Here is a 20989-nt window from a genome sequence, read left to right as displayed (position 1 = left end):
AAGAAGGTTCGTCACGTCCAGCGCGGTGAATGAGCCGCACGGGGCATGTCGGACACACCGAAGGGCCCGGACGCTCCCTCAGGAGTGTCCGGGCCCTTCGGGCACGGGAGTTCAGAACCGGCTGGTTCTACTGGGTCTGGTTCTCACCGCGGTAGTACTCGAAGACCCAGCCCCACAGGCCGAACATGATGACGGGGGCCGAGAAGTACAGCAGCCACCAGCCGAAGACGACGCCCAGGAAAGCGAGCGCGCCACCGACGGCGAGGGAGAGCGGCTGCCAGGAGTGGGGGCTGAAGAAGCCCACCTCGCCGGCGTCGTCCGCGACGTCGGCCTCCTTGTTGTCCTGCGCGCCGGTGTCGACCCGCCGGGCCGTGAAGGCCAGGTAGTAGCCGATCATGATGCACAGGCCGAACGCCAGGAAGAGCGCCGTCGTACCGGCCGGCTCCTTCGACCACACGCCGTAGACACCGGCCATGATCAGGACGAAGAGGCTCAGCCAGATGAACATCTTGCCTTGGACCTTCACTTGCCGGCCTCCTTGCCGCCAGCGAGGGCTGCGTTGTCCTTGGCACCATGGCCAGAGTTCTCCAGCTGGTCCAAAGCCGCGATCTCAGGGTGATGCAGGTCGAACGCCGGCGATTCGGAGCGAATGCGCGGCAGGCTGACGAAGTTGTGCCGCGGCGGCGGGCAGGACGTCGCCCATTCGAGCGAACGGCCGTAGCCCCACGGGTCGTCGACCTCGATCTTCTTGCCGTACTTGGCGGTCTTCCAGACGTTGTACAAGAACGGCAGGATCGACAGACCGAGCAGGAAGGAGGAGATCGTCGAGATCGTGTTCAGCGCGGTGAAACCGTCGGCCGCGAGGTAGTCCGCGTAACGACGCGGCATGCCCTCGACACCCAGCCAGTGCTGCACCAGGAACGTGCCGTGGAAGCCCACGAACAGCGTCCAGAACGTGATCTTGCCGAGTCGCTCGTCGAGCATCTTGCCGGTGAACTTCGGCCACCAGAAGTGGAATCCGGCGAACATCGCGAAGACGACGGTGCCGAACACCACGTAGTGGAAGTGCGCCACCACGAAGTACGAGTCCGAGATGTGGAAGTCCAGCGGCGGGGCCGCCAGGATGACGCCGGTCAGACCACCGAAGGTGAAGGTGATCAGGAAGCCGATCGCCCAGAGCATCGGTGTCTCGAAGGACAACGAGCCCTTCCACATCGTTCCGATCCAGTTGAAGAACTTCACGCCTGTTGGTACGGCGATCAAGAACGTCATGAAGGAGAAGAACGGTAGGAGCACGCCGCCGGTGACGTACATGTGGTGCGCCCACACGGTCACGGAGAGACCGGCGATGGCGATCGTCGCACCGATCAGGCCCGAGTAGCCGAACATCGGCTTTCTCGCGAACACTGGGATCACTTCGGAAATGATTCCGAAGAATGGTAGGGCGATGATGTACACCTCTGGATGGCCGAAGAACCAGAAGAGGTGTTGCCATAGCAGCGCGCCGCCGTTCGCGGCGTCGAACACATGGGCACCGAACTTGCGGTCCGCCTCCAGGGCGAACAGCGCGGCGGCAAGCACCGGGAAGGCCAGCAGGACCAGCACACCGGTCAGCAGCACGTTCCACACGAAGATCGGCATGCGGAACATCGTCATGCCAGGAGCGCGCATGCAGATGATGGTGGTGATGAAGTTGACCGAACCGAGGATCGTGCCGAAGCCGGAGAAGGCCAGACCCATGATCCACATGTCGGCGCCGATGCCCGGCGACCGGACGGCGTCCGAGAGCGGGCTGTAGGCGAACCAGCCGAAGTCGGCCGCACCCTGCGGGGTGAGGAAGCCACCGACCGCGATCAGCGAGCCGAACAGGTACAGCCAGTAGGCGAACATGTTCAGCCGCGGGAACGCGACGTCGGGGGCGCCGATCTGCAGCGGCATGATCCAGTTCGCGAAGCCCGCGAACAGCGGCGTCGCGAACATCAGCAGCATGATCGTGCCGTGCATCGTGAACGCCTGGTTGAACTGCTCGTTCGACATGATCTGCGTGCCGGGGCGGGCCAGTTCGGCGCGCATGAAGAGCGCCATGACTCCGCCGATGCAGAAGAACGCGAACGACGTGACCAGGTACATCGTGCCGATCGTCTTGTGGTCAGTGGTGGTCAGCCACTTGATCACAGTCGCGCCGGGGCTCTTGGGCCGAGCCGGCAGCTCTTTCTCGTACGAGTCAGCTGCCGCGGCACCCTTGGGATCGTTGAGGATGCTCACAGGTTGTTCGTCTCCCGGTTCTTCTCGTGGTCCGTCTGGGCGATGCCAGACGGGACGTAACCGGTCTGCCCCTTCTTGGCAAGGTCCTTGAGGTGCTGCTCGTAGCGCTCAGGAGAGACGACCTTCACGTTGAAGAGCATCCGGGAGTGGTCGACGCCGCACAGCTCGGCGCACTTGCCCAGGAAGGTCCCCTCCTTGTTGGGGGTCACCTCGAACGCGTTGGTGTGGCCCGGGATCACGTCCTGCTTCATGAGGAACGGCACCACCCAGAAGGAGTGGATGACGTCACGCGAAGTGAGGACGAAGCGGACCTTCTCGCCCTTGGGGAGCCAGAGCGTGGGGCCGGGGTTGTTGGTCTGCGGATTCCGCTCGCCAGGAGTACCGACCTCGTAGACACCGCCGGCGTTCGCCGGGAAGTCGTCCACGAAGCGCGACGGGATGCCCGCGAGCTCCTTGGACGTCTTCGCGTCGCCGCTGACACCGGGCACGTTCTCGACGTAGTTGAAGCCCCAGCTCCACTGGTAGCCGACCACGTTGATGGTGTGCGCCGGCTTGTCGTCGAGCTTGAGAAGCTTCGACTCGTCGCGCGCGGTGAAGTAGAAGAGGACCGACACGATGATCAGTGGAACAACCGTGTACAGGGCCTCGAGCGGCATGTTGTACCGCGTCTGCGTCGGAACCTCGATCTTGGTCCGGCTGCGCCGGTGGAAGATGATGCTCCACAGGATCAGCCCCCACACCAGCACGCCCGTGGCGAGCGCTGCCGCCCACGAGCCCTGCCAGAGGGAGAGGATCCGGGGGCCCTCTTCGGTAACCGGGGTGGGCATACCAAGACGAGGAAAGTCCTTGTATGTGCAACCTGTAGCGGTCACCAGGATCAGGCCCGCAGTCAGCACCTGCGGCAGCTTCCGCCGCATCGGGCGCCGCGACGAGCGGTCGGAGCCGTTGGGACTCACGTAGCGCCTTCCCGAGAGTCTCGCCCGCGCTGGTTGGCTACGGCCGTCTCGCTGGTCGCTCGCCGCCCTGGCACACGGGCAGGGGTTTGGATGTTTATGCGGACCAAACCCTACTGGACGCTATTTGGGGTCGCGCGGGGAGGGTGCCTAACGCGCCGCGGGTCACTCCGAAGGGTGGGATCCGGCCCGTTGGGGGTTTCTGACGGGGGGTCGGTGCGCCATGCGGGGTGGGGGATTCGTCGAGTGGCGGCTGCCGGTCCGTCGTGGTTGCTCGCGCCCGCGCGGCGGAGCCGCAGATCGATACGGCCCCGCGCCCCTTCGGGGGCGCTCCAGATGGGGCGCTTTAGCGTTGAGGCGTGGCTTACTTCGATGTGGCGTCGTCCGCTCCCCTTCATCCCGTTGCCCGGCAGGCGCTGCAGGCGTCCCTTGACGACGGGTGGGCCGATCCGTCCCGGCTCTACCGGGAAGGACGAAAAGCGCGGCTTCTCCTTGACGCCGCGCGCGAGGCGGCCGCGGAGGCGGTGGGATGCCGGCCCGACGAGCTCGTGTTCACCTCGTCGGGGACGCGGGCCGTGCACGAGGGAATCGCCGGCGCACTCGCGGGACGTCGGCGTGTCGGGCGCCACTTGGTGGTGTCGGCGGTGGAGCACTCGGCGGTACTCCATTCGGCGGCGGCCCTGGCCGGCAGCGGCGGCGCGGTGACCGAGGTGGGCGTGGGGCGGGAGGGCGCCGTGTCCGTTTCGTCGTACGCCGATGCCGTGCGGCCCGATACCGCTCTGGCCTGTCTGCAGTCGGCCAACCATGAGGTCGGGACGGTCCAGCCGGTCGCCGAGGTGGCCGAGGCGTGCCGGGCCGAGGGGGTGCCGCTGTTCGTGGACGCGGCGCAGTCGCTCGCCTGGGGGCCGGTCGAGGGCGGCTGGTCACTGCTGGCCGGGAGCGCCCATAAGTGGGGCGGCCCGGCCGGGGTCGGGGTGCTCGCCGTACGGAAAGGCGTGCGGTTCGCCCCGCAAGGGCCCGCGGACGAGCGGGAGTCCGGGCGGGCCGCCGGGTTCGAGAACATCCCGGGCGTGGTGGCCGCCGCCGCTTCGCTGCGGGCCGTACGTGCCGAGGCGGCCGAGGAGTCGGCGCGGCTGCGCGCGCTGACCGAACGGCTCCGGGCCCGGGTGCCCGAGCTCGTGCCGGATGTGGAGGTCGTCGGGGACCCGGTGCGACGGCTGCCGCACCTCATGACGTTCTCCTGCCTCTACGTCGACGGGGAGACGGTGCTGCACGAGTTGGACCGGGCCGGTTTCTCGGTGTCGTCCGGGTCGTCGTGCACCAGCAGCACGCTGACGCCCAGCCATGTGCTGCGCGCCATGGGGGTGGTGAGCGAGGGCAACGTACGGGTGTCGCTGCCGCTCGGGGTTCCGGAGGCGGAGGTCGAACGGTTCCTGGAGGTGTTGCCGGGCCTCGTGCGAGGGGTGCGGGAGAAACTCGGAGCACCCGTGGTGGGCGGGGACGGGGACGCCGAGGCGGTGACCGTCGACGCGGTCGGCATGACCTGCCCGCAGCCGGTCATCGAGCTGGCCCGCGCGATCGGCCGCGTCCGGGTCGGCGGCACGGTCACGGTCGTCGCCGATGACGAGGTAGCCGCCGTCGATATCCCGGCGTGGTGTTTTACGCAGGGGCACGAGTACGTGGGTTCCTCGCCCAGGCCTGACGGGGCCGTCGCTTATGAGGTGCGGAGGGGCTAATGAGGGACGCGGGGCTGTGTCGGTATGCGGCTCCGCCGCGGGGGCGCGACCGACCGACGAAAAGCCGCGGTCGCGTCTGCTCATGTACCGAGCAGACGCGACCGCGGCTTCGTTGTGGCTGAGCGCGCAGTTCCCCGCGCCCCTTACGGGGCTCTCTCAGCCGAGGTAGGACTCGACCTCGACCGCGGCCTCGTCGCCGTACTCCTTGCGGAAGCGGTCCATGAACGGCGCACGCTTCAACTCGTACTCCTGGGTGCCGAGAGTCTCGATGACCAGGGTCGCGAGCATGCAGCCGACCTGGGCGGCGCGCTCGTGGGAGACGCCCCAGACCAGCCCCGAGAGGAAACCGGCGCGGAACGCGTCGCCGACGCCGGTCGGGTCGACCTTGGCGTGCTCCTCCGGGCAGCCGACCTCGATCGGGTCCTCGCCGACCCGCTCGATTCGCACGCCGCGCGCGCCGAGGGTGGTGACGCGGTGGCCGACCTTGGCGAGGATCTCGGCCTCGGTCCAGCCGGTCTTCGACTCGATGAGGCCCTTCTCGTACTCGTTGGAGAAGAGGTAGGTGGCGCCGTCGAGCAGGAGGCGGATCTCGTCGCCGTCCATGCGCGCGATCTGCTGCGAGAAGTCGGCCGCGAAGGGAATGTTCCGGGAGCGGCACTCCTCGGTGTGGCGCTTCATCCCTTCCGGGTCGTCCGCGCCGATGAGCACCAGGTCGAGGCCGCCCACGCGGTCGGCGACGGTCTTCAGCTCGATGAGACGGGCCTCGCTCATCGCGCCCGTGTAGAAGGAGCCGATCTGGTTGTGGTCGGCGTCCGTGGTGCACACGAAGCGGGCCGTGTGCAGGGTCTCGGAGATACGGACCGAGGCGGTGTCCACGCCGTGGCGGTCCAGCCAGGCCCGGTACTCGTCGAAGTCGGAGCCGGCCGCGCCCACCAGGACGGGGCCGGTGCCGAGCTGTCCCATGCCGAAGGCGATGTTGGCGCCGACGCCGCCCCGGCGGACGTCGAGATTGTCGACGAGGAAGGAGAGGGAGACCGTGTGCAACTGGTCGGCGACGAGTTGGTCGGCGAAACGGCCGGGGAAGGTCATCAGGTGGTCGGTGGCGATGGATCCGGTGACTGCGATTCGCACGGCGAGGTCACGCTTCCTGAGGGGAAAGGGATTGACAGTTCACGCTATCGGGTCGGACGGCCTGCTCTGAAGTGCGAAAACTACCCGATAGTAGGGCTTTTTTCGTACGACCTGTCGTGCCTACGGTGCGGCCATGACGTACGACGTGTCCTTCATGGTTCAGGACGGACTCGCCGCGCTGCGCGGCGACTGTGCCCGGATGGTTCCGCACTGGGTGCTGCCGCGCGCACCCTGGGAGTTGGACAGGCCGGTGTCCGTGGCCGATGCATCCGGCATCCACGGCGTCGTCGTGCCCGCCGCGTCCGCCCGGCTCATCGACGCCATGGCAGATTTCGGCGACTGACGGCGCCCGGAAGGGAACCGCACGCCCCCTCGTCACGTCCCATCGCTGTCCCTGTAGTTGTCCCTCATAGAGGGGATGCGGGATACGACGCGGCAGCGAAGGAGCGATGCGGTGAGCACCGAAGAGCAGACACAGGATCAGCGCCGGCGGCGGCGCACGCTGGCCGTCGCCTCGGTCGCGGCGGCTGTGCTGCTCGCCGGTGGCGGTGGAGCGTACCTCGCGACGAATGCGTCGGGGGGCGGCGAGGACCGCGCCGGTGGGCCCAGCGGCGACGGCACTCCCCCGCCGCTCGCCCTGGACGGGTACGCGCAGGGCGGCAGTCCTGGCACGACGAACGGGATCGCGCCGGGTGAGCCCGACCCGAACGGCACGCGCTATCGGGCCTCCGGTGCTCTGCCGGACGGTCCGGGCGAGGCTCCCGTCTACCGGGCGGAAGGCGAGGTGACCGCCGCCGAGGTGGCCACGCTCGGCAAAGTTCTCGACGTCGGCGGCACGCCACAACTGAAGGACGGCGCCTGGCGGTTGGGCCCGGCCAAGGACGGTTCGGGGCCCTCGCTCCAGGTGAACCGGAAGACGCCGGGGACCTGGACGTACGCCCGGTACGCGCCGTCGGCCGGCGCCAAGTGCGGCAGCGGGACGAAGTGCGCGGACCCGGCGGGCGACGGCAGCGGAAAGGACGCGGTGAGCGAGGCCGTCGCGAAGAAGACCGCGGCGCCGGTCCTCAAGGCCCTCGGCCAGGACGACGCCAAGCTGGACGCGACGCAGCTCATGGGCGCCATCCGGGTGGTGAACGCCGACCCGACGGTGGGCGGGCTGCCGACGTACGGCTGGTCGACCGGGATCCAGATCGGCTCGGACGGTCAAGTGGTGGGCGGCAGCGGCCAGTTGAAGTCGCCGGTCAAGAGTGACACGTATCCGACGATCGGGGCGAAGGAGACGATCGGGCGGCTGAACAGTACGGCCGCGGGTGATCGCGGGTCGGTCGGCGGGTGCGCGAGCGCGGAACCGCTGGGCTCGGGCACCCCGGACGCGAAGCAGGGCGCGGAGCAGGGCACCAAGCAGGGCGCCGGGTGTACGCCGTCGTCGCCTCGGCCGCCCGCGTCCGCGACGGTCGCCGTCAGGGAGGCCACGTTCGGGCTCGCCGCCCACTTCGTGGAGGGGCAGCAGGCGTTGGTGCCGTCGTGGCTGTTCCGGGTGAAGCCGGGCGGGGCCGGGCAGGAGTTCACCGTGACGCATCCCGCGGTGGAGCCGAAGTTCCTGGTGGCGCCGGGGAGTTCGACGTCTCCCTCGGCATCCGCGTCGGCCTCGGCGTCGACGGGGGCCGGGGCGGACAAGCGCAATGTGCCGGTCGAGGGATACGGCGCCGACGGGCGGACACTGACGCTGCACTTCTCCGGGGGCGTGTGCGCGAAGTACGCGGCGTCCGCGGACGAGTCCGGGGGGCAGGTCACCGTGCGGGTGGCGTCCACCGAGAAGAAGGGCACGGTCTGCATCCAGCTGGCGAAGTTCTACACGCTGCCCGTCACGCTGGACTCGTCGCTGGGTGACCGCAAGGTCGTGGGGACGGACGGCTCCGCCGTGCCGCCCGCGCAGAAGAACGGGCCGGGCGGGGCCGCTCCGGCGCCGCGGGACTGAGACCCGCAACCGACACGGACCGGCACGACGAAGGGCGGCCACCCCTGGAGGGGTGGCCGCCCTTCGTTCGCGCTGTTTAGCTGAACGAGTCGCCGCAGGCGCAGGAGCCCGTGGCGTTCGGGTTGTCGATCGTGAAGCCCTGCTTCTCGATGGTGTCGACGAAGTCGATGGACGCGCCGCCCAGGTACGGGGCGGACATGCGGTCGGTGACGACCTTGACGCCACCGAAGTCCTTGACGACGTCACCGTCGAGCGAGCGCTCGTCGAAGAAGAGCTGGTAACGCAGGCCGGAGCAGCCGCCGGGCTGAACGGCCACCCGCAGAGCCAGGTCCTCGCGGCCTTCCTGCTCGAGCAGCGCCTTGACCTTGGCCGCGGCGTCGTCGCTCAGGATGATGCCGTCGCTGACGGTGGTGGTCTCGTCCGATACGGACATCTACATCTCTCCCGGGTTGTACGGAGACTGCTTGCCGACCATTGCAACCGGCAAAGGCCCGGATCCATTCCGGATCGTCGGGGCGTTTCGCGCTTCTCTTTCATGCTCGCACACCCGGGGCGAACAGGGCACGGGGTGGCCGGGGCGGATTGCGTCACATCGACGACATCCACGTCGTCAAACTGACATGAAGCGGCTATGATAGATAACGTCAATTCGACGAGAAGTCGCTCTGCTGGCAAGAAGCTGACAAGAAAGGGTGCGTGACGTGACCACGGCCCAGACCCCTCAGGCACCCGTTGACCTGGACGTTTCACCTACGCCGCTGGCGCTGCTGCTGCTCGGCCGGGAAGCCGACGCCGCGAGCGAGCGCGGTGTCGAGTGCCCCGGCGACCTGCCCTCCCCCTCCGACCCGGACCTGGTGGAGCGCGCTCGCGCGGCCAAGGAGAAGCTCGGCGACAAGGTGTTCGTGCTCGGGCACCACTACCAGCGCGACGAGGTCATCCAGTTCGCGGACGTCACCGGCGACTCCTTCAAGCTGGCACGGGACGCCGCCGCGCGGCCCGAGGCCGAGTACATCGTCTTCTGCGGTGTGCACTTCATGGCCGAGTCCGCCGACATCCTGACCGGGGACGAGCAGAAGGTCGTACTGCCGGACCTGGCCGCGGGCTGCTCGATGGCCGACATGGCCACCGCGGAGCAGGTCGCGGAGTGCTGGGACGTGCTGACCGACGCCGGGATCGCCGAGTCCGTGGTCCCCGTCTCGTACATGAACTCGTCCGCGGACATCAAGGCGTTCACGGGCAAGCACGGCGGCACGATCTGCACGTCGTCCAATGCCGAGCGGGCCCTGAACTGGGCGTTCGAGCAGGGCGACAAGGTGCTCTTCCTGCCCGACCAGCACCTGGGCCGCAACACCGCGGTGCGCGATCTGGGCCTGTCGCTCGACGACTGCGTGCTCTACAACCCGCACAAGCCGAACGGCGGCCTGACCGTCGAGGAACTGCGCGCCGCCAAGATGATCCTGTGGCGCGGGCACTGCTCGGTGCACGGGCGGTTCTCGCTGGAGTCGGTGAACGACGTGCGCGAGCGCATACCCGGCGTGAACGTGCTCGTGCACCCCGAGTGCAAGCACGAGGTCGTCGCCGCAGCGGACCAGGTCGGGTCGACCGAGTACATCATCAAGGCGCTGGAGGCCGCGCCCGCCGGGTCCAAGTGGGCCATCGGCACCGAGCTGAACCTCGTACGGCGTCTCGCCAACCGGTTCGCGCCGGAGGGCAAGGAGATCGTCTTCCTCGACAAGACGGTGTGCTTCTGCTCGACCATGAACCGGATCGACCTTCCGCACCTGGTCTGGACCCTGGAGTCGTTGGCGGACGGCAAGCTCGTGAACCGTATCGAGGTCGACCGCGAGACGGAACAGTTCGCCAAGCTGGCGCTTGAGCGCATGCTGGCTCTTCCGTAGCCCCGTAAGGGGCGCGGGGAACTGCGCGCCGCAGGACCACCGGGCCGCGGGCCGCGACGTACCTCAACCCGCCCGGCACCGGGGCGAGCGCCTGATCAAGCGCTCGCCCCGCGCTGGGGTGCCGCCTTGCCCACCCGCCGCCCATGGCGGCAGATCGCCCAAGGCGGGGGGGCGTCAGACCCCGGCCGGCTCCGACTCCTGGGAGACGGACTGGGCCGGAACCCCGGCCTTGCGCTCCCGCTTCGCCGCGCGCTTGGCGGCCCGCCGCTCCTTGCGGAGCTCCAGCATCGCGTAGAGCGTGGGCACCAGGAGCAGCGTGAGCAGCGTCGACGTGATCAGGCCGCCGATCACGACCACCGCGAGCGGCTGCGCGATGAAGCCGCCCTCGCCGGTGACGCCGAGCGCCATCGGGAGCAGGGCGAAGATCGTGGCCAGGGCCGTCATGAGGATCGGCCGGAGACGGTGGCGACCGCCCTCGACCACGGCCTCGACCACGCCGAACCCCTGCGCGCGGTACTGGTTGATCAGGTCGATCAGGACGATCGCGTTCGTCACGACGATGCCGATGAGCATCAGCATGCCGATCATCGCGGGGACACCCATCGCGGTGCCCGTGATGACGAGCAGTCCGATCGCGCCGGTCGCCGCGAACGGGATCGAGACCAGCAGGATCAGCGGCTGGGCCAGCGAGCGGAACGTCGCCACCAGGAGGATGAAGACGATCGCGATGGCCGCGAGCATCGCCAGGGCCAGGTTCTTGAACGCGCTGTCCTGGTCGGAGGTGACACCGCCGATCGTGGCCGTGGCGCCGGCCGGCAGATCCAGCTTGTCGATCTTCGACTGGAGGTCGGTGCTGACCGCACCCGTGTTGTCACCGGTCGGCTTGGCCGTGATGGTGGCCGCGCGGGCGCCGTCGATCCGGGTCATCGAGACCGGACCGTCGACCAGCCGCACCGTGGCGATGTCGCCGAGCTTCACGCCGCCCGGACCCATCGGCAGCTTCTTCAGGCCGTCCATGGTCGTGGCCGGCTCGGCGGGCATCACGACGACATCGCGCTCGGTGTCGTCGAGGATCGCCTTGCCGCTGGTGGTGCCGCGCACCGCCTGGGCGACGGCGGCCCCCAGCGTGGTGTCGTCGAACCCGGCCGCGGCCGCCTTGGAATTGGCCCTGACCGAGATCCGCGGCACCGACTGCGACAGGTCGCTGGTGACGTCCGTGACGTCGTCGAGCCCGGCGACTGCCTTCTGGACCTGCTCCGAGGCCTTGTTCAGCACATCGCCGTCGGCGGCCTTCACGACCACGCTGAGGTCCTGGCTGCCGAAGCCGTCACCGGCCGAGATCGTCGTCGTGCCGGCGTCGGACAGCTTGTCGAGCTCGCGCTCGATGCGGTCCTGCGTGTCCTCGTAGGACGCCTTGTCCTTCAGCGTCACCTGGTACGAGGCCTGGTTGGTGTCGGTGCCGCCGCCGAAGGCCGCCATGAAGCCGGACGAGCCGATGGTGACCTGGTAGTCCTTGACCTCGTCGATGCCCTGGAGCACCTTCTCGACCTTGCGCGCGGAGGCGTCGGTGGCGGCCAGGCTGGTGCCGGGCTTCAACTCCTGCTTGATGGACAGGACTTCCTGCTCGCCCTGGTCGAAGAAGTTGGTCTTGAGCAGCGGCGCCATGCCGAACGTGCCGACGAGGACGACCACCGCGATGGCCAGGCTCGTGAGGCGGCGGCGCGTCGCGAAGCGCAGTACGGGAACGTAGATCCGCTGCAGCCAGGAACGGGCCTCCTTCTCCTCGGCCTTGCGGCGCGCCTCCTCCGGGTCGATGCCCTGGATCCCCTTGGGCGCCCGCAGGAACCAGAAGGAGAGGACCGGGACGACCGTGAGCGAGACGAGGAGGGAGGCGATGAGCGCGGCTGTCACGGTGATCGAGAACGAGCCGAACAGCTCGCCCACCATGCCGCCGACGAGGCCGATCGGGAGGAAGACCGCCACCGTGGTGAGGGTGGAGGAGGTGACCGCCCCGGCGACCTCGCGGACCGCCTTGAGGATCGCCTCGTGGCGTTCCTCGCCGTAGCCGAGATGGCGCTTGATGTTCTCCAGGACGACGATCGAGTCGTCCACGACGCGGCCGATCGCGATGGTCAGCGCGCCGAGCGTGAGCATGTTGAGCGACAGGTCGCCGATCCACAGGACGATCAGCGCGAGGACCACGGACAGCGGGATCGAGACCGCGGTGACGAGGGTCGAGCGCAGCGACGCCAGGAAGACCAGGATCACGATGACCGCGAAGAGCAGGCCGAGCGCGCCCTCCGTGGTCAGCCCCGAGATGGACTTCGAGACGGCCGGGCCCTGGTCGCTGACGACCGTCAGCTTCGCGCCGGAGCCGAGGTCCTTGCGCAGGTCGGGCAGCTTGTCCTTGACCGCGTTCGAGATGGAGACCGCGGAGCCGTCGTGGTCCATGGTGACCGCGACCGCGAGGCTGGGCCGTCCGTCGGTGCGGGTGATGGAGTCGGCCGTCGCGGGCCGCTGCTTCACCTCGGCGATCGCGCCGAGCCGCACGGGCTTCTTGACGCCCTGGCCGGTGACCATCAGGTCCTCGATCTGGCGGACCGAGGTGAAGCCGCCACCGACCTGGACCGTACGGTTCTTGCCGTCCTCGGCGAAGGAGCCCGCGGGCAGCGTGGCGCCGCCGGCCTGCAGGGACTGACTCAGCGTCTGGACGCCGACACCGGCCGCGGCCATCTTCTTGTCGTCGGGCGTGACGTCGACCTGGAGGTCGCGGACGCCGTCGACGCTGACCTGGCCGACGCCGTCGATGTCCTTGAGGGACGGGACGACGGTCTTGTCGAGCTGGTCGGCGAGCGCCTGCTGGTCCTTGTCGGACGTCACGGCGAGCACGACGGTCGGGATGTCGTCGGTGGAGCCCGCGACGACCTGCGGGTCGACGTCGTCGGGCAGTTGGGCGCGGGCCCGGTTGACGGCCTGCTGGACGTCGGCGACGAGCTGCTTGGAGTCGCTGCCGTTGCCGAAGTCGAACTGGGCCATCACCACCGCGTTGCCCTCGGAGGCCGTGGAGGTGATGCCGGAGATCCCGTCGACGGCGTCGATGGAGTTCTCCAGCGGCTCGACGACCTGCTTCTCCACCACGTCGGGGGACGCGCCCTGGTACGGGGCCAGGACGGAGACCATGGGCAGTTCGATGGTGGGCAGCAGCTGCTGCTTGAGCTGGGGTATCGCGATGGCGCCGAAGGCGATGGCGATGATCGACACCAGCCCGATCAGGGCGCGCTGAGCGAGGCTGAATTTCGACAGCCAGGACATGGGCTGGGGTTCTCCAGGGCGTCTAGCGGTGGTTGACGGCCCATGACGCGGACATGCGCAGGGGCCCGCTCACACCCTCGCCCACGGGACCCGTCGAATGCGTCGCTCCCAGGTCCCGTTCTTATACGGCGCCTACTGCGGCCGTAGTACGTACGGCGGTGGGATCACTCCACCCTTGGACGGACCAGGCCCGATTCGTAGGCGATGACGACGAGTTGGGCGCGGTCGCGGGCGCCGAGCTTGGCCATGGCGCGGTTCACGTGGGTCTTCACGGTGAGCGGGCTGACCTCCAGGCGCTCGGCGATCTCGTCGTTCGAGAGGCCGCCTGCGACCTGGACCAGGACCTCGCGCTCGCGTCCTGTGAGCGCGGCGAGCCGCTCCGCGTGGCCGCCGCCGACGCGCGCCGCGTCGTCCGAACCGTCGCCCTGCGCGAGGAACTTGGCGATCAGGCCCTTGGTCGCGACGGGCGAGAGCAGGGCGTCCCCCGCGGCCGCGATGCGCACGGCGCCGAGGAGTTCCTCGGGTTCGGCGCCCTTGCCGAGGAAGCCGGAGGCGCCGGCCCGCAGCGACTGCACCACGTACTCGTCGACCTCGAACGTCGTGAGCATCACGACGCGTACGTGGGCGAGTTCGGGGTCGGCGCTGATCTCACGGGTCGCGGCGAGGCCGTCGGTGCCGGGCATCCGGATGTCCATGAGGACGACGTCGGGCCGCTCGGAGCGGGCGAGGCGGACCGCCTCCGCGCCGTCGGACGCCTCCCCCACCACCTGCATGTCGGACTCGGAGTCGACCAGCACACGGAAGGCGCTGCGCAGCAGGGCCTGGTCGTCGGCGAGGAGCACCCTGATCGTGCTGATGGTGCCGGTCGTCATGGTGTGGCATCCCCTGAGGTGGTGGTGCGGGCGTCGACCGGAAGGATCGCATGGACGCGGAAACCGCCGCCGTAGCGCGGTCCCGCGGTGAGGGTGCCGCCGAGTGCGGTGACCCGCTCGCGCATGCCGAGCAGGCCGTGGCCGCCGTTCTCGTCGAGCCGGTCGGGGGGAGTGGGGGTGGCGCCGGGTCCGTTGTCGAGGATCGTGACCTCCACGTCGCGCCCTACGCGTACGACGCTGACCTCGGCCTTCGCGTCGGGGCCCGCGTGCTTCTGTACGTTCGTGAGCGCTTCCTGCACGACGCGGAAGGCGGCCAGGTCGACGGCGGCGGGCAGCGCCGGGGCCGACTCGGTGCGGGCCACCTCGACGGGCAGGCCCGCGTGCCGGAACGTGGCGACGAGGTCGTCGAGGCGGACCAGCCCGGGGGCCGGTTCCGTCGGGGCCTCGGGGTCGCCGGTCTGGCGCAACAGGCCGACGGTGGCGCGGAGTTCGTTGAGCGCGGAGCGGCTGGCCTCGCGGACGTGCGAGAGCGCTTCCTTGGCCTGGTCGGGCCGCTTGTCCATGACGTGCGCGGCGACCCCGGCCTGGACGTTGACGAGCGCGATGTGGTGGGCGACGACGTCGTGCAGATCGCGGGCGATGCGCAGCCGCTCCTCGGCGACGCGCCGCCTGGCCTCTTCCTCGCGCGTGCGCTCGGCCCGCTCGGCGCGCTCCCTGATGGCGTCGACGAAGGCACGCCGGGAGCGGACCGCGTCCCCGGCGGCCGCGGCCATGCCGGTCCACGCGAAGATGCCGAGGTTCTCCTGGGCGTACCAGGGCAGCGGGCCGACGAACATGGCGATGCCGGTGAGCACGGCCATGGTGGCGAGGCCCACGCGCCAGGTGGTGGGGCGGTCGGTGCGGGCGGCGACGGTGAAGAGCGCGATGACGGCGGACATCACGACGGGGGCGCGGGGTTCGCCGGTGACGAGTTCGACGATGGAGACGGCCGAGGTCGCGCCCAGTACGTACATGGGGGCGATCCGCCGGAAGATCAGCGCGGCGGCGCCGAGCACCATCAGGAGGAGGCTGAGGCCGTCCGGCGCGTGGGCGCCCCAGATGTACGCGCCGTCGGGGCCGTGCGGGTCGACGAAGGAGCCGGCGACCATGGCGATGAGGACGCCGAGGGCGACGATGGCGTCCAGGGCCAGGGGGTGCGCCCTGGCCCACCGTACGAGGGGGGTCACCGGGCTCACCGTAGCCGCCCCCTTCGCCGCGGTGCTGATCAGCCCGGGATGAGGCCGTCGTCGCCGAGCATGGAGCGCACCTCTTCCAGGGTCGCGTCCGGCGCGGGGAGGATCAGTTCCGAGGGCTCCAGGGCGTCGTCGGGGAGCGGCTCGCCGAGGTGGCGGACGGCGTCGAGGAGTGCGGCGAGCGTGCGACGGAAGCCCGCTTCGTCGCCGCTCTCCATCTCGCCGAGCAGTTCGTCGTCCAGCGTGTTGAGCTCGGTGAAGTGGCTGTCGGCCAGCTTCACCTGGCCCTCCCCCATGATCCGTACGATCATGACGCCCTCCTCGGGGCTGTGGCTGCTACTGCTCGTCGAAGCTACTGCTTGTCGAAGCGCGGAGTGTCCTGCGGCTGCTGCGGCTGCTGACCCTGTCCGGCGCCGCCCTCGATCGCCTGCTGCGACGACGAGGAGCCTCCGGCCAGCTCGGCCTTCATGCGCTGCAGCTCCAGCTCTACATCCGTACCACCGGAGAGGCGATCGAGCTCGCTCTGGATGTCGTCCTTGGCGAGGCCGGAGGAGTCGTCGAGGGCGCCGGACGCGAGCAGCTCGTCGATGGCGCCGGCCCGCGCCTGCAGCTGGGCCGTCTTGTCCTCGGCCCGCTGGATCGCCATGCCGACGTCGCCCATCTCCTCGGAGATGCCGGAGAACGCCTCGCCGATCCGGGTCTGCGCCTGCGCCGCGGTGTAGGTCGCCTTGATGGTCTCCTTCTTCGTACGGAAGGCGTCCACCTTGGCCTGCAGCCGCTGCGCCGCGAGGGTGAGCTTCTCCTCCTCGCCCTGCAACGTCTGGTGCTGCGTCTCCAGGTCCGTGACCTGCTGCTGGAGTGCCGCGCGGCGCGAGAGCGCCTCACGGGCCAGGTCCTCACGGCCGAGCGCGAGCGCCTTGCGGCCCTGGTCCTCCAGCTTCGAGGACTGGCCCTGCAACTGGTTCAGCTGCAGTTCCAGGCGCTTGCGGCTCGTCGCCACGTCGGCGACGCCGCGGCGCACCTTCTGCAGGAGCTCCAGCTGCTTCTGGTACGAGTAATCAAGGGTCTCGCGCGGGTCCTCGGCCCGGTCAAGGGCCTTGTTCGCCTTCGCGCGGAAGATCATCCCCATACGCTTCATGACACCGCTCATGGGCTTCGCGCGCCCCCTTCTGACAGTTCCGACCGGCCGTTCAAGCTCCAGCACTGCGACAGAATCCACAGTACGGGTCCTGCATCTATTACCGCACTGTTCAGGTGCGGATGCGCTCATCCCCAAGGACGACTGCGTCCGGCTCCGCTCCGGCGTAAGGAGTAGGTGTGCCCCTATGTGCACCGATGGATGTGCCCCTGGATGTGCCCCTATGGACGCGCGGTGTTGCCGGATCGTTCCCCACGGGCCTGTGGTCCATGCACGACCACCGCGTACCCTTGGCTTTTGTGTTCCGTAGCCGATCCAAGGATGACAAGGCCCCCGCCGCCAAGGCCCCGGTGACCTCCTCCTCCACGCAGACCCGTGACCCGCAGGCGCCCAAGGGCCGCCCCACGCCCAAGCGCAGCGCGGCTCAGTCGCAGCGCCGCAGCGTGGCCAACACCAAGATGTCGCCGAAGGAGGCCCGCTCCCGGCAGCGCGACGAGCGCCGCACCGCGATGGAGCGCCAGCGCACCGCGCTGGCCAACGGTGACGAGCGTTATCTGCCGGCCCGCGACAAGGGCCCCGTGCGCAAGTACGCGCGCGACTTCGTCGACTCGCGTTTCTGCATCGCCGAGTACTTCCTGCCGATGGCGGTGATCATCCTCGTCCTGAGCATGGTCCGCGTCGGCTCGCTGCAGAACATCGCGCTGCTGCTGTGGCTGTTCGTGATCGTGGCGATCGTGATCGACTCGGTCATCACCGCCTTCCGCCTGAAGAAGCTGCTGGCGGAGAAGTTCCCGAACGAGCGCCGCAAGGGTGCCGTCGCGTACGCCCTGATGCGCACGCTCCAGATGAAGCGCCTTCGTCTGCCCAAGCCGCAGGTCAAGCGCGGGGAGCGGCCCTGAGCACCGAGGCCTTCGCCGGCGACGCGCCGAGAGCCTGGCTGGCGAAGCTGGACGGCGTTCGCAACGTCGTCCGGCAGGAGCTGGTGGCCCGGCAGCTCGACGAGCAGATAGCCGGGCGGTTTCCCGTCGGGCAGCGGCTGCGGGTGCTCGACGTGGGCATGGGCCAGGGCACGCAGGCGCTGCGCCTTGCCCGCGCCGGGCACAAGGTGACCGGCGTCGAGCAGGACCCGGGCATGGTTTCCGCGGCCCGGCAGGCGCTGGCCGCGGAGCCCGAGGGAGTACGCGAGCGGGTGCGGGTCGTCGAGGGCGACGGCCGGGACACCGGGGTCCACTTCCTGCCCGGCAGTTTCGACGTCGTGCTGTGCCACGGCGTCCTGATGTACGTCGAGGACCCGGACGCGCTGCTCGCGGGCCTGGCGCGGATGCTGGCCCCGGGCGGCCTGCTCTCGCTGCTCGTACGGAACGCGGACGCGCTCGCCATGCGGCCCGGTCTGGCCGGCGACTGGGTCACCGCGCTCGGCGCCTTCGACTCGACGAAGTACCACAACCGCCTCGGGCTCGATGTACGGGCGGACCGCCTCGACACCCTGACGGCGACGCTCGCCGGGATCGGCGCGCCGCTGCACGCCTGGTACGGGGTGCGGGTCTTCACGGACCAGGCGGGTGACGGAACCGAGCCGCCGGAGCGTGGGGAGCTGCAGACGCTGCTCGCCGCGGAGGAGCGGGCCGGGCGTACCGAGCCGTACCGGCGGGTGGCGGCGTTGATGCACCTGTGCGGAGTGCGCGGCTGATGTGCGGAGTGCGCGGCTGACGCCTGTTCGGCGGCGCAGGGCGGGCGACCGTCCTGCGCGAACGTGACAATCCGGGCATGAATGTCTCCTCCCCGCGTGTTCGCCGCACCCCCTTTGTCTTCCCGGCCGCCGCGCTGTGTGCCGCGGCGCTCGTATCCGGCTGCTCGGGCTCCGGTGCGTCCGGTCCGCCCGACACCACTACGCAGGCCGCGCCCGCGGCGGCCGACAGCCTTCAGGACGACTACCAGAAGGTGATCAAGGAAGTCCTGCCGTCGGTCGTCCAGATCCAGGCCTCCTCCGATCTCGGCTCCGGGGTCGTCTACGACGATCAGGGGCGCATCGTGACGAACGCGCACGTGGTCGGCGACGAGAAGACGTTCAAGGTCACCACGTCCAACAGCACGGACGAACTCACGGCGAAACTCGTCTACGCGTATCCGGAGCAGGACCTCGCCGTCATCAAGCTGGACAAGGTGCCGGACGGGCTGAGGGCCGCGAAGTTCGGGGACTCCTCGAAGGTGGAGGTCGGGCAGATCACGCTGGCGATGGGGTCGCCGCTCGGGCTCTCCTCCAGCGTCACCCAGGGCATCGTCTCGGCGACCGGCAGGACCGTGAGCGAGGGCCGGTCCGGCGGCGGCACCGGGGCCACCATCGCCAACATGGTGCAGACGTCCGCCGCGATCAACCCGGGCAACAGCGGTGGCGCGCTGGTGAACCTGGACGGTCAGGTCATCGGCATCCCGACACTCGCGGCGACCGACCCCGGCCTGGGCAACAGCGCGGCGCCCGGCATCGGCTTCGCCATTCCCGCGTCCATGGCCACGACCGTCGCCGACCAGGTGATCAAGGACGGCAAGGTGACGGACTCGGGGCGGGCCGCGCTCGGCATCACGGGGCGCACGGTGCTCGACGACGGCTACCGGTCGGCCGGGGTCGCCGTGGTCTCCGTGACGGACGGCGGCGGCGCGAAAGAGGCGGGGATCGAGGCCGGGGACATCATCACCCGGTTCGGCTCCACCGACGTGTCGACGATGCAGTCGCTGTCCGAGGCGCTGGCCGCGAAAAAGCCGGGCGACAAGGTGTCGGTGACGTACACCCGGGACGGGACGCGCAAGCAGGCGGACGTCACGCTCGGCAAGATCTGAGGCCCGCGCACGATCCGAGGCCGGCCGGAACAGGCGGCGGGGTCTCCCCCGCCCCCGCCCGACCCGCTCCCGCCCTGAATGCGCGTCAGCTCTCCGCGGCCGTGTCTGCTGCGTCTTCCGCGTGCAGGCTCATCGGGCCGTAGATCACCGTGCTGTCCTCGGACAGGGTGACCTGGTCCGCGCCGCCCTCCACCAGTTCCTTCCACTGCTCGCCGATCCAGGACTCGGCGTCGCCCTGCGTCGTGAACTCCTCCGGCTGCACCGCCGGAGACACCTCTGTCCCGTCGGACTTCTCGAACCGCCACGTCCATGCCGCCATGTCAGTCAGCCTCCCGGTACCGGATGTCCTGCATGTCTCTGGAACCTGCATGTCTCTGGAAAGCCTAGCCGGGCGCGCGGCTCTCGCGGTGGCGCGGGAGGATCTTCCCGTGGAACTGACTCTGCTCGGAACCGGCGCCCCCGAAGGGCTGCCCCGCCCCGACTGCCCCTGCGCGGCCTGCGCGACCGCTCTCGGCCCGGACGCCCGCGCCGCGACGGCCCTGCTGATCGACGGGACCGTACTGCTCGACCTGACGCCGGGCGCCGCGTTCGCCGCCGCCCGCGCGGGGCACAGTCTCGGCGGCGTACGGCAGGTGCTGCTCTCGCATCCGCACGACGGGCCCGCGGTGGAGGTGCCGGCCGGGCTGCCGCGGCCGGGGCGGGTGCCGGACGGGCGGGAGCTCGCGCTGCTCACCGGGCACCGGGTGCGGGCGCTGGCCCTGGACGCGCCGGGCACCGGGTACGAGGTGACGGGGCCCGAGGGCGGGCGGCTGCTGTATCTGCCGCCGGGTGCCGCGCCCGCGGGGCTCGAAGGCGTGCGGGCGCCGTACGAGATGGTCGTCCTGGACGTCATCGGGCGGCCCGACGCGCTGGCGCGGCTGCGGTCCGTGGGCGCGGTCGGGCCGACCACCGACGTGGTGGCCGTGCACCTGGACCACGACGTGCCGCCGGGCCCCGAGCTGGCCCGACGCCTTGCGGCCGCGGGCGCGCGGGCCGTGCCGGACGGGACCACCCTGACCGTGGGGGTGTACGAGGACGTGCCCGATGTACCGCGCAGGACGCTGGTGCTCGGCGGGGCGCGGTCCGGGAAGTCCGTGGAGGCGGAGCGGCGCCTGGAGGCCTTCCCCGATGTGCTGTACGTGGCCACCGGCGGGACGCGCGGCGGGGACTCGGAGTGGGCGCACCGGGTCTCCGCGCACCGCGAGCGGCGGCCCGGGTCGTGGCGCACGGCCGAGACCTGCGATCTTCTGCCGCTGCTGGCCGACGGGACGGACCCGGCTCCGCTGCTCGTCGACTGCCTGTCGCTCTGGCTGACGTACGCGATGGACGAGGTGGGGGCATGGGACGACGCCGAGTGGGCCGGCGGGGGCGAGAAGGCGCTGCGCGCGAAGGTGGCCGAGCTCGTCGACGGCGCCCGGCACACCCGGCGGGTCCTCGTCGCCGTCTCGAACGAGGTCGGCTCCGGGATCGTGCCCGCCACCGCGTCCGGGCGCCGCTACCGCGACGAACTCGGCCGGCTGAACGCCGCGTTCGCGGGCGAGTGCGAGCAGGTGCTGCTCGTCGTCGCCGGACAGGCGCTCGCGCTGCGCGGCTGACGGCG

19 protein-coding genes are annotated in these 20989 nt (G+C 70.0%); 8 read left to right on the top strand and 11 right to left on the bottom strand.

Features of this window, described 5'->3' with window-relative positions; translation table 11 throughout:
• Positions 1–127: 127 nt before the first annotated feature.
• The 3 genes from ACIREE_RS15625 to coxB are packed head-to-tail and all read right to left on the bottom strand — an operon-like array spanning position 128 to position 3221.
• Positions 128–526, bottom strand: coding sequence for a cytochrome c oxidase subunit 4 (locus ACIREE_RS15625; RefSeq protein ID WP_404151350.1), 399 nt, complete (start codon positions 524–526; stop codon positions 128–130).
• A complete protein-coding gene (gene ctaD / locus ACIREE_RS15620) occupies positions 523–2265 on the bottom strand; it encodes a cytochrome c oxidase subunit I (protein ID WP_404151348.1) in 1743 nt (580 codons plus the stop codon). Before ctaD ends, ACIREE_RS15625 begins: the two co-directional genes overlap by 4 nt.
• Positions 2262–3221, bottom strand: a complete 960-nt coding sequence (gene coxB, locus ACIREE_RS15615) for a cytochrome c oxidase subunit II (RefSeq protein WP_404151346.1) — start codon at positions 3219–3221, stop codon at positions 2262–2264. The genes ctaD and coxB overlap by 4 nt, the downstream gene beginning before the upstream one ends.
• Before the next feature lie 356 nt (positions 3222–3577).
• Between coxB and ACIREE_RS15610 the strand changes: the two genes are divergently transcribed.
• Positions 3578–4954: a cysteine desulfurase/sulfurtransferase TusA family protein gene (locus tag ACIREE_RS15610; protein ID WP_404151344.1), complete on the top strand. Its 1377-nt coding sequence runs from the start codon at positions 3578–3580 to the stop codon at positions 4952–4954.
• Positions 4955–5110: 156 nt separating this feature from the next.
• Here the strand turns inward: ACIREE_RS15610 and ACIREE_RS15605 are convergent, their stop codons facing one another.
• Positions 5111–6085: a carbohydrate kinase family protein gene (locus tag ACIREE_RS15605; RefSeq protein ID WP_404151342.1), complete on the bottom strand. Its 975-nt coding sequence runs from the start codon at positions 6083–6085 to the stop codon at positions 5111–5113.
• Between the two features lie 133 nt (positions 6086–6218).
• Here ACIREE_RS15605 and ACIREE_RS15600 point away from each other — a divergent pair, with 133 nt between their 5' ends.
• Positions 6219–6428 (top strand): hypothetical protein, encoded by a 210-nt coding sequence (locus ACIREE_RS15600; protein ID WP_404151340.1) that lies wholly within the window; start codon positions 6219–6221, stop codon positions 6426–6428.
• Between the two features lie 111 nt (positions 6429–6539).
• Positions 6540–8063 carry a hypothetical protein gene (locus ACIREE_RS15595; protein ID WP_404151338.1) on the top strand — a complete coding sequence of 508 codons (1524 nt, stop codon included), beginning with the start codon at positions 6540–6542 and terminating at the stop codon, positions 8061–8063.
• A gap of 76 nt (positions 8064–8139) precedes the next feature.
• Here the strand turns inward: ACIREE_RS15595 and ACIREE_RS15590 are convergent, their stop codons facing one another.
• The gene (locus ACIREE_RS15590) at positions 8140–8496 is read right to left on the bottom strand and encodes an iron-sulfur cluster assembly accessory protein (RefSeq protein WP_363191223.1); all 357 of its coding nucleotides are present in this window, start codon (positions 8494–8496) and stop codon (positions 8140–8142) included.
• 268 nt (positions 8497–8764) lie between these two features.
• Between ACIREE_RS15590 and nadA the strand changes: the two genes are divergently transcribed.
• Positions 8765–9961 carry a quinolinate synthase NadA gene (gene nadA / locus ACIREE_RS15585; protein ID WP_404151336.1) on the top strand — a complete coding sequence of 399 codons (1197 nt, stop codon included), beginning with the start codon at positions 8765–8767 and terminating at the stop codon, positions 9959–9961.
• A gap of 174 nt (positions 9962–10135) precedes the next feature.
• On the opposite strand, the gene ACIREE_RS15580 is transcribed toward nadA, so the two are convergent.
• From ACIREE_RS15580 to ACIREE_RS15560, 5 genes are all read right to left on the bottom strand, one after another.
• The gene (locus ACIREE_RS15580; protein ID WP_404151334.1) at positions 10136–13273 is read right to left on the bottom strand and encodes an efflux RND transporter permease subunit; all 3138 of its coding nucleotides are present in this window, start codon (positions 13271–13273) and stop codon (positions 10136–10138) included.
• Positions 13274–13437: 164 nt separating this feature from the next.
• Positions 13438–14145, bottom strand: a complete 708-nt coding sequence (locus ACIREE_RS15575; RefSeq protein WP_404151332.1) for a response regulator — start codon at positions 14143–14145, stop codon at positions 13438–13440.
• Positions 14142–15371 carry a sensor histidine kinase gene (locus tag ACIREE_RS15570; RefSeq protein WP_404151330.1) on the bottom strand — a complete coding sequence of 410 codons (1230 nt, stop codon included), beginning with the start codon at positions 15369–15371 and terminating at the stop codon, positions 14142–14144. The genes ACIREE_RS15575 and ACIREE_RS15570 overlap by 4 nt, the downstream gene beginning before the upstream one ends.
• Positions 15372–15409: 38 nt before the next feature.
• Positions 15410–15688 (bottom strand): hypothetical protein, encoded by a 279-nt coding sequence (locus tag ACIREE_RS15565; RefSeq protein ID WP_404151328.1) that lies wholly within the window; start codon positions 15686–15688, stop codon positions 15410–15412.
• 41 nt (positions 15689–15729) lie between these two features.
• The gene (locus tag ACIREE_RS15560; RefSeq protein ID WP_404151326.1) at positions 15730–16527 is read right to left on the bottom strand and encodes a PspA/IM30 family protein; all 798 of its coding nucleotides are present in this window, start codon (positions 16525–16527) and stop codon (positions 15730–15732) included.
• A 257-nt stretch (positions 16528–16784) separates the two neighbouring features.
• Here ACIREE_RS15560 and ACIREE_RS15555 point away from each other — a divergent pair, with 257 nt between their 5' ends.
• The 3 genes from ACIREE_RS15555 to ACIREE_RS15545 all read left to right on the top strand — a co-directional run bounded on the left by ACIREE_RS15555 (position 16785) and on the right by ACIREE_RS15545 (position 19350).
• Complete coding sequence (locus ACIREE_RS15555) at positions 16785–17414, top strand: DUF3043 domain-containing protein (RefSeq protein ID WP_404152290.1); 630 nt, start codon at positions 16785–16787, stop codon at positions 17412–17414.
• A gap of 83 nt (positions 17415–17497) precedes the next feature.
• Positions 17498–18205, top strand: coding sequence for a class I SAM-dependent methyltransferase (locus ACIREE_RS15550; RefSeq protein WP_404151324.1), 708 nt, complete (start codon positions 17498–17500; stop codon positions 18203–18205).
• 77 nt (positions 18206–18282) lie between these two features.
• A complete protein-coding gene (locus ACIREE_RS15545; RefSeq protein WP_404151322.1) occupies positions 18283–19350 on the top strand; it encodes a S1C family serine protease in 1068 nt (355 codons plus the stop codon).
• Between the two features lie 85 nt (positions 19351–19435).
• On the opposite strand, the gene ACIREE_RS15540 is transcribed toward ACIREE_RS15545, so the two are convergent.
• Positions 19436–19669: a hypothetical protein gene (locus tag ACIREE_RS15540; RefSeq protein WP_404151320.1), complete on the bottom strand. Its 234-nt coding sequence runs from the start codon at positions 19667–19669 to the stop codon at positions 19436–19438.
• Positions 19670–19778: 109 nt separating this feature from the next.
• Here ACIREE_RS15540 and ACIREE_RS15535 point away from each other — a divergent pair, with 109 nt between their 5' ends.
• Complete coding sequence (locus ACIREE_RS15535; protein WP_404151318.1) at positions 19779–20984, top strand: bifunctional adenosylcobinamide kinase/adenosylcobinamide-phosphate guanylyltransferase; 1206 nt, start codon at positions 19779–19781, stop codon at positions 20982–20984.
• Positions 20985–20989 lie beyond the last annotated feature (5 nt).

Origin of the sequence: Streptomyces sp. NPDC102467 (genome assembly GCF_044765445.1) — a bacterium.
Lineage (GTDB): Bacteria > Actinomycetota > Actinomycetes > Streptomycetales > Streptomycetaceae > Streptomyces.
This window is presented reverse-complemented; position numbering and strand designations above follow the sequence as displayed.

Bases quoted from the DNA above. Each gene is read 5' to 3' on its own strand.
- ACIREE_RS15600 (WP_404151340.1), top strand. From the start codon at position 6,219: ATGACGTACGACGTGTCCTTCATGGTTCAGGACGGACTCGCCGCGCTG.
- ACIREE_RS15575 (WP_404151332.1), bottom strand. From the start codon at position 14,145: ATGACGACCGGCACCATCAGCACGATCAGGGTGCTCCTCGCCGACGAC.
- ACIREE_RS15540 (WP_404151320.1), bottom strand. From the start codon at position 19,669: ATGGCGGCATGGACGTGGCGGTTCGAGAAGTCCGACGGGACAGAGGTG.
- ACIREE_RS15590 (WP_363191223.1), bottom strand. From the start codon at position 8,496: ATGTCCGTATCGGACGAGACCACCACCGTCAGCGACGGCATCATCCTG.
- ACIREE_RS15580 (WP_404151334.1), bottom strand. From the start codon at position 13,273: ATGTCCTGGCTGTCGAAATTCAGCCTCGCTCAGCGCGCCCTGATCGGG.
- ACIREE_RS15565 (WP_404151328.1), bottom strand. From the start codon at position 15,688: ATGATCGTACGGATCATGGGGGAGGGCCAGGTGAAGCTGGCCGACAGC.
- ACIREE_RS15555 (WP_404152290.1), top strand. From the start codon at position 16,785: ATGCACGACCACCGCGTACCCTTGGCTTTTGTGTTCCGTAGCCGATCC.
- ACIREE_RS15545 (WP_404151322.1), top strand. From the start codon at position 18,283: ATGAATGTCTCCTCCCCGCGTGTTCGCCGCACCCCCTTTGTCTTCCCG.
- ACIREE_RS15560 (WP_404151326.1), bottom strand. From the start codon at position 16,527: ATGAGCGGTGTCATGAAGCGTATGGGGATGATCTTCCGCGCGAAGGCG.